Here is an 11,088-nt window from a genome sequence, read left to right as displayed (position 1 = left end):
GCTCAATGCGCCAGCGACAGCGGCAGCGGGTGGGCCGGTGCCCGTCCGCCACGGCACTTGAGGACCTGCACCTGGCCATCGTCGACCTGCAGGCGCAGGGCGGCCGGGGACGGATTGCGGGCCTGGCGGGCATCACGGAAGGCGAAGCCCAGGCACTGGCCGGTTTCGGCGGCCACCTGCAGCCGGCGCAGGGCACGGTCATCGCCCTGTGGCCAGCACAGCACGGCCGCACAGGCGGCCGAGCGCAGGCATTGTTCGGCTGCCCACAGCGCCTCGCGCGGGGTGGCCCGGACGATATGGACCTGGTCCAGCGCCAGCCCGGCGCCGGCCCAGGCCGGGGCATGCGGTTGCCACGGCGGGGCGACCAGCACCACCGCCTGCTGCTGGCTCAGCCGCGCGAGGGTCGGCCAGACCAGCCCCAGCTCGCCCTGGCCCGGGCTGGACAGCAGGATCTCGGACAGGGCCGAGGGGGGCCAGCCGCCGCCCGGCAGGCGGGCGTCCAGCGCCGGATGGCCGGTGGGGTGGGGGGCCTCGACCGGCGCCGTGCGCGGCTGCCCGCGCCAGACTTGGCGGCTGGCCAGCAGGTCTTCCAGGGCCCGGGCCGCGCCCATCAGCGGGCCTCCCGGGAGGGCTGGAACAGGCGCGGGCGGGCACGGAACAGGGGCATGGCGGCGAGTATCGGGAAGGACGGTGTCAAGGGCTGATACCGACAATCCTACCGCCAATGAGTCAAATTGCTAATGAATTTCGTCCGGGCGCACCGGCAGCGCGACGGGGCGCAGCGGCGCGGCGTCACCGCCCCGGATCTTCAGCGGCCCGCCGATGAAGGCGAACTCGTAGACCCGGTCGCGGGCCAGCGCATCCAGCGCGACCAGCTCGATGATCGGGGCGCCCTGCTGGGCCAGCAGATAGGTGTGCAACGGCACGTAGTCATCGGCCACTTCGGAGGGGAAGGTCTCGAAGCTGAGGTTGTCGGCGCCCACCACCATCGCCCCGCCGTCCTCCACCAGGAAGCGGGCTGCATCCAGGCTCATGCCCGGCGGGTTGGCCATATAGGCCCGGGGCTGGTCGAACAGCTGCATGCGCCCGGTGCGGATCAGCACGATGTCGCCCTGGCGCAGGTCGATCTTCTGCCGGCGCAGGGCCTGCTGGAGATCCTGGCGGGTGACCCGGTAGTTGTCCGGCAGCATCGCCACGCCCTTGGCACCGGCGACGTCGATCAGCACGCCCCGCGCCACCAGCGGAGGGAATTTCTCTACGCCGGTCACTTTCCAGCCGCGGTCCCCGAGATGCCGGCTGGCCTCGAAGCCGTTCCAGATACGGCCGTGGATGCCGAAGTGGTTGAGCGCATCGATATGCGTACCGGTGTGGCTGTACATCGAGAACGCCGTGCCGGTGTAGCTGCGCGTGCTGTTCATCGTTTCGCCCACCCCCATCGGATCGTCGATGACCGTGCCCTGCGGGGTGTGGGTCATCCAGAACTGGTAGTGCGGGTCGCCGGCGTCCTGCCAGCTGGGCATACCGACGTAGTAGTCGGTCGCCAGGTCATAGACCTTGCCGCCCGTGACGCGCGACAGGATCGCCGCACGCGAGGCGTCGGTGATCAGGTTGAGCCGGCCGATCTCATCGGTGGGCCCCCAGGGGCTGATGCCGACCTGTTGCCCGGATGGCACGCGTTCGGTCGGCACCGACGGGTGGGCGCCAGCGGGCAGTGCGAGCGCGCCGAGCAGCAGGCCCAGTGCGGCGGCGAGAGGGTGAAGCGACATGGGAAAACTCCTTGCAGTGGGGCGGAAAAACTCAGGCGTGGACCAGCGCGGCCAACGCCTGGCGCAGCTGCGGCAATGGCAGGGTCTGCAGGCGCAGCGCGTCGGCGCCGATCACGGTGGGAATGGAGCGGATGCCGAGATCGCGTGCCCGGGCACGGTCGGACTGCACGCGTTCATGGGCGACGGGGCCGCGCATGTACCCGGCGAAACGGCCGCGTGCATGGCCCAGCGCTTCGGCGATGTCCAGCAGCACCTCGACATCGCCGATGTTGCGGTGCTGGTGCAGGTGCGCCCACTGGATGGCATCGAACATCGTGCCGTGTGCGGTGTTGCCGCCCAGCAGCGCGGCGGCCTGGCAGGCCAGCGCACCCTGCCAGCCGGAGGGGTAGTCGAACGAGGTCGCGCGCATGCCGTCCACGTCGATGCGCGGGATGTCCTCCTGCGCGGCGCACTCCTCCCAATGGGTCAGGATGATCCGTTTGGCATCGGCCATCGAACCGAACACCCGGATCATCTCCGTGCGCGAGTCCTGCAGGACGAAGCTGCGGTGCCGTACCTGGATGTCCAGTTCGGCCGCGACCCGGGCCAACCGTGGCGCGAGCACGAAGCACCAGCCGCAGACCACGTCGTGGAAGAACTCGACCACCGGCCGCGATGCGGTGGCGGGGGGAAGGGAAGAAGACATGGCAGAACCTGGTTCAGCGGGGGAGAACGCAGGTTAGGCAGCGCACGGCAGGCGAAACAGCCGTGGCCAGGCAGCTCAGTTTTCGCCGGGTGTCAGTAATCCAGCCCCTCGGCCTGAGGGAGTGCCTCAAGCAGGAAATCGATGAAGGCGCGCACCTTGGGTTGCAGGTGGCGCTGGGTGGGATAGATCGCGTGGACCACGCGCGGCGGATACCGGTGGTCGGGCAGCACCTGCTGGAGCTGGCCGTTGGCGAGCAAGGGCGCCGCCAGGAACGAGGGCAGTGCGCCGATGCCCATCCCGGCCACCAGCAGCTCGCGCAGCAGCAGGCTGTTGTTGGCGCTGACGCGGGTTGGCAGAGGCACGCTGATGCGCCCATCGGGCCCCTGCAATGGCCAGCTGCCGGGCGAGTCGGACAGGCTGTAGGCCAGCAGTGCATGCTCGCGCAACTGTTCGACGGTGGTGGGCGCCGGGTGGTGCCGCAGGTAGGCCGGTGCCGCGCACAGCACCTGCTGCAGCGAGGCCAGCCGGCGCGCGACCAGGCGGGAGTCGTCCAGGTCCGCGCGCAGCCGCAGCGACACATCGAAGCCTTCACCGACGGCATCGACCACCCGGTCTTCCATCACCAGGTCCAGCGCCAGTTGCGGATGCAGGGCAAGGAAACGCGGCAGCAGCGGCGACAGCGTGCTCACCGCGAACGAGAGCGGGGCATTGACCCGCAGGCGGCCGCCGACCTGGCCATGCTGTTCGGCGATGCCGCGCTCCAGTGCGTCCAGCGCATCGAGCAGGCGACAGCATTCGGCGTAGTAGGCATGGCCGGTGTCGGTCAGGCTCATGCGGCGGGTCGTGCGCTGCAGCAGCACCACGCCCAGGTGCCTTTCCAGCGTGCGCAGCTGCTTGCTCAGACCGGCCGCCGACATGCCCAGATCCTCGGCGGCGCGCGCCAGGCCACCGCGTTCGACGATCCGCCGGAAGGCGCGCATCAGGGTGAAGGAATCCACGACAGCTCTCGTTCTCATCGTTGTACAGCGTAGCGCGAAGCGCTTATGGACTGCGCCGGGCGCGCGCCCACAGCATCAGCGCCCCCCCCGATACCACGGCGCCGGCACCGCAGACCGCGCTCCAGCCGTGCGCGGCATACAACGCGCTGCCGGCCACGGCGCCGATGCCGCTGCCGGCCGCATAGAACAGCATGTAGGCTGCGATCGCCTGTGCCTGGGCCTGCGGGGCGGCCGCCAGGATCAGGCTCTGGTTGGTCACATGCAGCGCCTGCACCGCCAGATCCAGCAGCAGCACGCCAAGCACCAGCCAGCCCAGGTGCACGGGCAGCGCGGCCAGCGGTATCCAGCTGACCAGCAACAGCAGCAACGCCGCGCCCGACACGCGCCCGGCGTGGCCCTGGTCGCTCCAGTGGCCGCTGCGTGCCGCAGCCAGCGCGCCGACCAGGCCGACCAGTGCGAAGGCGCCGATGGCGGTATGGCCCAGCGCATGTGGCGGTGCGCTCAAGGGCAGCGCCACGGTGCTCCAGAACAGTCCGAATGCGATGAACATCAGCAGTCCCAGCATGCCGCGCCTGCGCAGGACCGGCTGCGTGCGCAGCAGCGCGGGCAGCGACACACGCGGCACCGCTGCGGGCACGGCCAGCCGCGGCAGGCGCAGCCACACCAGCACGCCGGTGATCACCATCAACCCGGCCGACAGCCCATACACGGCGCGCCAGCCGCCGATGTCAGCCACCGCACCGGCCACCACGCGCGCCAGCAGCAGCCCGATCACCACGCCGGCCTGCGCCGCACCCACCACGCGGCCCCGTTCGTGTGGCGAAGCGGCAGCCGCGGCGTAGGCGATCAGACCCTGGGTCATGGCCGTACCGAGCAGGCCCACCGCAAGCATGCCCAGCAGCAGCGTCGTCGCGCTGCCGGCCACCGCCACACCGAGCAGGGCCATCACCAGCGCAACGTTCTGGACGGCCAGCAGCCGATGACGGCGGAGGCGGTCGCCCAGCGGCACCAGCCACAGCAATGCGGCCACGGACCCCAGCTGGGTGGCGGCGATCACCGCGCCGATCCGGGCGGTGCCGATGCCCAGGTCGGCGGCGAGCGCGTCCAGCAGCGGCTGCGCGTAATAGACATTGGCGACGCTCAGGCCGGCAGCGCACGCGAACAGCAGGATCAGCGGCGAGGCGGTACGGGGACAGGTTGCAGAAGCGGACATCTTTTGGTCTCAAAATAGAACCAGTTGATTCTGGGTCTTATGGTTCTAAAATGAAACCATCAAATCGGAGCGCCGCCATGCACACTCCCAATCCGACCTGCCCGGTGGCCCGTGCGCTGGACGTGGTGGGCGACCGCTGGTCGCTGCTGATCGTGCGCGACGCCTTCGATGGCGTGCAGCGCTTCAGCGATTTCCAGCGCAGCCTGGGGATGTCGCGCAGCATGCTGAGCCAGCGCCTGCAGGCGCTGACCGATGCCGGCATCCTGGTCCAGCAGCCGTCTCCCGATGGCGGTCGCTACCTCCACTACGCGCTGACCGACCAGGGCCAGGCCCTGTTTCCGCTGGTGGTGGCGCTGCGCCAGTGGGGCGAAGGGTTCTGCTTCGCCGATGGCGAAGCGCGCTCGGTCCTGCACACCCGTGAGGGCGGGGAACCGTTGGCACCGCTGCTTCCGCGCGACCTGCAGGGGCGGGTGGTCGGCAGTGCGCAGACCGTGGTGATCAAGCCTGTGGGCTGACGCGATCCGCCCCGGATGTGAATGCGGTGTTGACAGCGATGAACAGGCTCGCCCACTCTTCGCCTGGGAGCATCGGTTTCGCTGCGGCTTCCGGCAGTGCGGCTGTCACGTCGGGCGGAGGGGCCCGGGCGTAGCCGACACTGACCTGCATCACCCCGGTCCGGGCCCTTGCGGCCCGCGGCCCGCCCGTACGGCGCTGCACCCTTCTGCGGCAAGACTCCCTGGATTTATTGCGCAAGCAAAGGTGTTTCGCCCGCTCATGAAAACGATTTCAAAGCCCCTGGCCCTGACGGCCGCCATCGCACTCTCGCTGTCCGCCCCGGCCTTGGCCGCGCTGCCCAAGGCTGTCGCCACTGGCGATGCCTTCACCGTGTTGAGCCTGGAACAGGCGCCCGAGCGCATCGACGCCACGGTACTGGCCGACCAGCTGCAGGCCCTGCAGGTGGACGCCCTGACCATCGGCAATGTGGTGCGCGCGGCCGATGCCGGCCCCGCCGCCGACCCGCTTCAGGTCCTGGCTGACCGGCTGGGTTACTCGTACCGCTTCGTGACCGGTGCGGCCGACGCGGCAGAACGCCGCGGCAGCATCGTGATCTCGCGCCTGCCCGTGGAAGCCGAACTGGACAGCGCGTCCGGCGACCTGAACTACCTGCGCCTGAACGATGGTGCCCATGTGGTCGCGCTCTACACCCGCAGCGTGGGTGCGGCGAGCGGTGCAGCCCCGGTCAAAAATCTGGTGGAGGCCACGCGCCTGGGCGCGCCGGCTGTGCTGCTGGGCGCGGTCGATGCCGAAGGCGCCACTGCCGCCGGCTTCGACTCGGCCGCCACCGGTTCGTACTTCAGCCAGGGCTTCGAATCGGCCACCAGCACGTCGGTGAAGCTGCGTACCGATACCGGCAAGCAGGGCGTTGCCGGCACGCTGCTGACCCTCGGCTACGCCGCCCCGGTGGGCGGGGAACAGCCGTGGATGGACACCGGCCTGAGCGCCGACGCTCGCGCGGCGCTGCTCGTCGCGCAGATGACCGTCGATGAGAAATTCCAGATGCTGCACAGCTACTTCGGGCTGGGCAAGGATGGTGGCCCGCTGCCGGAAGGCGCGGTCGGCTCGGCCGGCTTCGTGCCCGGCGTTCCGCGTCTGGGCATTCCGGCGCAGCAGTCGGCCGATGCCGGCGTCGGCGTGACCAACCCGGGCGGCCTGCGCAAGGGCGACCATGCCACGGCCATGCCGTCCGGTCCGTCCACCGCCTCGAGCTGGAACCCGCAGATCGCCTTTGCCGGCGGCGCCACGATGGGCCGCGAAGCCTGGCAGCAGCGCTTCAACATCCTGCTGGCCGGCAGCGTCAACCTGCAGCGCGATCCGCGCAACGGCCGCAACTTCGAGTACGCCGGTGAAGATCCGCTGCTGGCCGGCCGCCTGGTCGGCGAGTCGATCCGTGGCGTGCAGAGCCAGCATGTCATCTCCACGATGAAGCACTTCGCGCTCAACGACATGGAAACCTCGCGCAATTTCCACAGCGCCGAGATCGGCGAGCAGGCGATGCGCGAGTCGGACCTGCTGGCCTTCGAGATCGCACTGGAAACGGGCAAGCCCGGTTCGGTGATGTGCTCCTACAACCGCATCAACGGCATCTACGGCTGCGAGCACGACTACCTGATGAACCAGGTGCTCAAGCAGGAGTGGAAGTTCCCCGGTTTCGTGATGTCCGACTGGGGCGGCGTGCACAGCGGTTCCAAGGCGGCCCTGGCCGGTCTGGACCAGCAGTCGGCCGGCGAGGTGTTCGACAAGGCGGTGTATTTCGATGAACCGCTGCGCCTGGCCGTGGCCGGTGGCGTTGTGCCGCAGGCACGCCTGGACGACATGGTCGCCCGCATCCTGCGCACCATGTTCGCGCACGGCAACTTCGACCTGCCGCCGCAGCACCAGCCGATCGACGACGAGGCCGGCTTCCTGGCCGCGCAGCGCACCGTGGAAGAGGGCAGCGTGCTGCTGCGCAACGCCGGCGACCTGCTGCCGCTGGGCAAGGACGTGCAGCGCATCGTGATCATTGGTGGCCATGCCGACAAGGGCGTGATCGGTGGCGGCGGTTCGTCGATGGTGGGCTGGACCGCACGCGGCACCAACGCCGTGCCAGGCGTGCTGCCGACCACCTGGCCGGGTCCGGTGATCTTCCACCCGTCCTCACCGCTGGAGGCCCTGCGTGCAGAGCGTCCGGATGCGCAGATCAGCTATGTCGATGGGCGTGATGTGGCCGCTGCCGCGCGCGCTGCCGCCGCTGCCGACGTCGCCATCGTCTTTGCCACGCAGTGGTCGGCCGAGTCGGTCGATCTGCCGCACATGCAGCTGCCTGACAACCAGGACGCGCTGATTGCCGGCGTGGCCAAGGCCAACCCGAAGACCGTGGTGGTGCTGGAAACCAATGGTCCGGTCGAGCTGCCGTGGCTGCAGCAGGTGCCGTCCGTTCTGCAGGCCTGGTACCCGGGCATCCGTGGCGGTGAAGGCATCGCCGCGCTGCTGACCGGCAAGGTCAATCCGTCCGGCCGCCTGCCGGTGACCTGGCCGGTGGATGCCAGCCAGTTGCCGCGTCCGCACGTGAACGGACTGGGCTTCACGCCCAAGCAGAAGCCCGACGACACCATCGACTACGACATCGAAGGCGCCAACGTGGGCTACAAGTGGTTCGCCGCCAAGGGTCTGGTGCCGCAGTTCGCGTTCGGCCACGGCCTGTCCTACACGCAGTTCGGCTACGACAACCTGGCGGTGACCGTGGAAGGCCAGCGGCTGGTGGCCACCGTGGACGTGCGCAACACCGGCAAGGTGGCCGGCGCGGACGTGGCGCAGCTGTATCTCACCCTGCCCGAAGGCAGCGTCACCCCGATCCGCCTGATCGGCTTCCAGAAGGTGATGCTGCAGCCGGGCGAGCGCCGCCGCATCCGCATCGAGGCCGAGCCGAAGACCCTGGCCAGCTTCGATACCGCCGACAAGCAGTGGAAGATCGCCGCCGGCCGTTACCAGGTGCAGGTGGCGCGTTCGGCCACCGATCCGGTGCAGCACGTGGATGTCGTGCTGGACGCAACCGTCGTACGTTGAGGACCACCGGCAGGCACGACGCTGCGTCGTGCCTGCCGCTCACTCCGGCAGGTGCTGGCGCAGGTGCGCCAGCAGCAGCTGCACCCGCCGCGAGGGCTGGGCCGTGTCCGGAAACACCGCATAGACGCCCTGGCGCGGGAAGCGGTGCCTGCGCAGGATCGGCAGCAGCCGACCGCAGGCAAGATCCTCGTCGATCAACCACCTCGGCAGCACCGTCGCCCCGGCCCCGGCCAGCGCGAAGGCGCGCAGTGTGGACGCGTTGTCCACCGTGACCACCGCATCGGCTGGGTTGCAGGCAAAGATCTGATCGCTGCCATCGGGGGCGATCAACGGCAGGTCCGCCAGGCGCGGATAGCCCAACCGCGGCAGCGTCCGCACCCAGTCCGGATCATCGCGCGCGGCCTCGTCCGGCAGCGGGGACAGCACCGACGGCGCGGCCACCGCGCACAACGCATGCTCGTCGAGCAGGGTGGCGCGCAGCCGGGAATCGGCCATGCGCCCCAACCGGATCGCCAGGTCGAACCGTTCCGGAATCAGGTCGGCATGCGCCGGCGAGGTCGACAGGTGCAGGCGCAGCTGCGGGTGCAGGGCACGGAAGCGCTCCAGCAGCGGCACCACCTTGGCGATCGCATATTCGGGCGTGGTGGTCAGGCGCAGCGTGCCACGCAGGTGCTGCTGTTCGCTGCGGGCTTCCTCGATGGCCAGCTCGGCGCTGGCGAGCATCGCAGTGCAATGCTGGTGGAAGCGCTCGCCCGCTTCGGTCAGTGCCAGGCTGCGCGTGTTGCGCACCAGCAGGGTCACGCCCAGCTCCTGCTCCAGCCGTTTCAGGTTGAAGCTCACCACTGCCTTGCTCTGGCCCAGCCGTTGGGCCGCTGCAGTCAGGCTGCCGGCATCGACCACGGCCTTGAAGGTATCGAAGCGGTCCAAGCTGACCATCGCGCTCTCTGGCTGTCAAAAACGGTTTGACAGTTTTGCATCGAAGGTTCTGTTTATCCAGCACGGTTGAACGCGCATGCTGCCGCCTCGTTTCCGGGAGTGCGTGATGGTGTATCGAGCCAGGGTGGAGCTGCTGTACCTGCTGGGATTCTCGCTGGACCTGGTCAACATGTTCATCGGCACCGTCGCCTATCCGGCCATCGCCGCAGAGCTGCATGCCTCGGTGTCGCAACTGGCATGGATCGGCAACGCCTACATGCTTGGCCTGACGCTGGTCATTCCGCTTGGCCACTGGCTGGCCGCGCGCATCGGCGAGCGCCGGGTGCTGTGCCTGTCGCTGGCGCTGTTCACCGTGGGTGCCCTGCTGGCCGGGACCGCCCCCAGCATCGCGTGGCTGATCGCCTGGCGGCTGCTGCAGGGGCTGGGCGGCGGGTTGTTGATTCCGGTGGGGCAGGCGGCGGCCTACCGCGAATGTCCTCCGGCCGATCGCGCGCGCCTGACCACCCGCATCATGGCGGTGGCGCTGCTGGTGCCCGCGCTGTCGCCCACCCTGGGCGGGCTGCTGGTGGAGTGGGGCTCGTGGCGGGGCGTGCTGCTGATCAGCGTACCGCTGGCCGTGGTGGCGCTGGTGCTGGCAGCGTGCTGGCTCCACCCTTCGGTGCCGGCGTCCGCACCCGCGTTGGACCGGCGCGGGCTGCTGCTGGGCGGCGTGGGTCTGAGCCTGTTGCTGGTCGCACTGAGCCTGCTGGCCGAACCGGCGCAGCGGATGTCCGGCGCCGCGCTGCTGGTCGGCGCGGCGCTGGTGCTGTCCGGCTACGCCCGCAGTGCGCGCCGCACCACGCATCCGGTGCTCCACTGGTCGCTGCTGCGCCATGCCGGGCTGCGCGTGGCGATGCTGGTCTATCTGCTGGTGCCGGGTACTTTCATCGGCGTCCAGCTGGTGGCCACGCTGCTGCTGCACCGACAGGGCTACGGTCCTGCGGCCATCGGCGGTTTCATGCTGCCCTGGGCCATCGCCTCGGCCTGCGCGATCGCCACTGCCCGGCACGGGCTGACACGCATCGGGGCGCGGCCGCTGTTGAGCGCGGGCATGGGCTGCCAGGCGGTCGGCATCGCGCTGCTGACCGGCGCGCAGAGCGGTCATCCGGTGCTGCCCGTGGTGGCCTTCGCGCTGATGGGCCTCGGCGGCAGCCTGTGCAGCAGCAGCGCGCAGACGCTCGCGTTCCAGGGCTTGGCGGATACGGACCTGCTGCCGGGCAGCGCGTTGTGGAACCTCAACCGCCAACTGAGTTTCTGTCTGGCCGCCGCACTGCTGGCCTGCGTGCTCGGCGCGCTGTCTGCCGTGCAGCCCGAGCGCGCCTTCGCCCTGACGCTGCTGCTGGCCAGCAGCATGACCCTGCTGCCGCTGCTGCCCCTCTGGCGGCTGCCGGCGGCGTCCCTTTCCCCATCAGCGAGCTCACCATGAATAGTCCCCCTATCTCTGCCCTGGCCGCCTTCGACGAGGTGCGCACGCTGCACGTGCTGATCGAGGACTGGTTCAACGCCCGTCTGCCGGTCGACGCGCTGGACACCCTGCTGGCCCGCTTCACCGACGACTTCAGCATGGTCGGCATTGGTGGCGTGCGCCTGGACAAGCCGGCCCTTGCCCGGTTCTTCGCCGCCATGCACGGTGGTCGCCCCGGTCTGCGCATCGCGGTGGACGACGTCGCCTTCCTGGCGGTGGCGGGCAATGTCTGCGGTGTGCGCTACCGGGAAGACCAGGCCGACGCGCAGGGCCGCACGCGGCGCGAGGCGCTGGCGCTGTTGCGCGCAGACGCCGACGGCGCGCTGCGCTGGCAGGCTTTGCACGAAACGTCGGTTGGCGGCTGAATGCGAGCCGGGGGCGGT

Annotated in this window: 10 protein-coding genes; 4 read left to right on the top strand and 6 right to left on the bottom strand. The window is 69.8% G+C overall.

The annotated features are described in order from the left end of the window. Positions 1–2 precede the first annotated feature (2 nt). The 5 genes from imuA to GDJ08_RS15940 all read right to left on the bottom strand — a co-directional run bounded on the left by imuA (position 3) and on the right by GDJ08_RS15940 (position 4,662). Positions 3–611 (bottom strand): translesion DNA synthesis-associated protein ImuA, encoded by a 609-nt coding sequence (gene imuA, locus GDJ08_RS15960; protein ID WP_153165258.1) that lies wholly within the window; start codon positions 609–611, stop codon positions 3–5. A gap of 126 nt (positions 612–737) precedes the next feature. Next, on the bottom strand, positions 738–1,766 hold the full coding sequence (locus GDJ08_RS15955) for a cyclase family protein (RefSeq protein WP_017356861.1): 1,029 nt from the start codon (positions 1,764–1,766) through the stop codon (positions 738–740). Positions 1,767–1,797: 31 nt separating this feature from the next. Further along, on the bottom strand, positions 1,798–2,451 hold the full coding sequence (locus GDJ08_RS15950) for a DsbA family oxidoreductase (RefSeq protein ID WP_136006934.1): 654 nt from the start codon (positions 2,449–2,451) through the stop codon (positions 1,798–1,800). A gap of 92 nt (positions 2,452–2,543) precedes the next feature. Further along, the gene (locus GDJ08_RS15945; RefSeq protein WP_153165257.1) at positions 2,544–3,449 is read right to left on the bottom strand and encodes a LysR family transcriptional regulator; all 906 of its coding nucleotides are present in this window, start codon (positions 3,447–3,449) and stop codon (positions 2,544–2,546) included. A 43-nt stretch (positions 3,450–3,492) separates the two neighbouring features. Beyond that, positions 3,493–4,662, bottom strand: coding sequence for an MFS transporter (locus tag GDJ08_RS15940; protein WP_153165256.1), 1,170 nt, complete (start codon positions 4,660–4,662; stop codon positions 3,493–3,495). A 77-nt stretch (positions 4,663–4,739) separates the two neighbouring features. Between GDJ08_RS15940 and GDJ08_RS15935 the strand changes: the two genes are divergently transcribed. Continuing rightward, positions 4,740–5,177 carry a winged helix-turn-helix transcriptional regulator gene (locus GDJ08_RS15935; protein WP_153165255.1) on the top strand — a complete coding sequence of 146 codons (438 nt, stop codon included), beginning with the start codon at positions 4,740–4,742 and terminating at the stop codon, positions 5,175–5,177. A 259-nt stretch (positions 5,178–5,436) separates the two neighbouring features. Continuing rightward, positions 5,437–8,265 carry a beta-glucosidase gene (locus GDJ08_RS15930; RefSeq protein WP_153165254.1) on the top strand — a complete coding sequence of 943 codons (2,829 nt, stop codon included), beginning with the start codon at positions 5,437–5,439 and terminating at the stop codon, positions 8,263–8,265. 39 nt (positions 8,266–8,304) lie between these two features. Here GDJ08_RS15930 and GDJ08_RS15925 read toward each other — a convergent pair whose 3' ends face one another. Beyond that, positions 8,305–9,201: a LysR family transcriptional regulator gene (locus GDJ08_RS15925; RefSeq protein WP_153165253.1), complete on the bottom strand. Its 897-nt coding sequence runs from the start codon at positions 9,199–9,201 to the stop codon at positions 8,305–8,307. Positions 9,202–9,277: 76 nt separating this feature from the next. Here GDJ08_RS15925 and GDJ08_RS15920 point away from each other — a divergent pair, with 76 nt between their 5' ends. Beyond that, entirely contained in the window at positions 9,278–10,666 is a 1,389-nt protein-coding gene (locus GDJ08_RS15920; protein ID WP_423669559.1) for an MFS transporter, read from the top strand. Continuing rightward, a complete protein-coding gene (locus GDJ08_RS15915; protein ID WP_153165252.1) occupies positions 10,663–11,070 on the top strand; it encodes a DUF4440 domain-containing protein in 408 nt (135 codons plus the stop codon). The genes GDJ08_RS15920 and GDJ08_RS15915 overlap by 4 nt, the downstream gene beginning before the upstream one ends. Positions 11,071–11,088 lie beyond the last annotated feature (18 nt).

It is taken from the genome of Stenotrophomonas nematodicola, from assembly GCF_009467805.1.
Lineage (GTDB): Bacteria > Pseudomonadota > Gammaproteobacteria > Xanthomonadales > Xanthomonadaceae > Stenotrophomonas > Stenotrophomonas nematodicola.
Note: the sequence above shows the minus strand (reverse complement) of the source record. Positions and strands in the feature narration are given on the sequence as shown.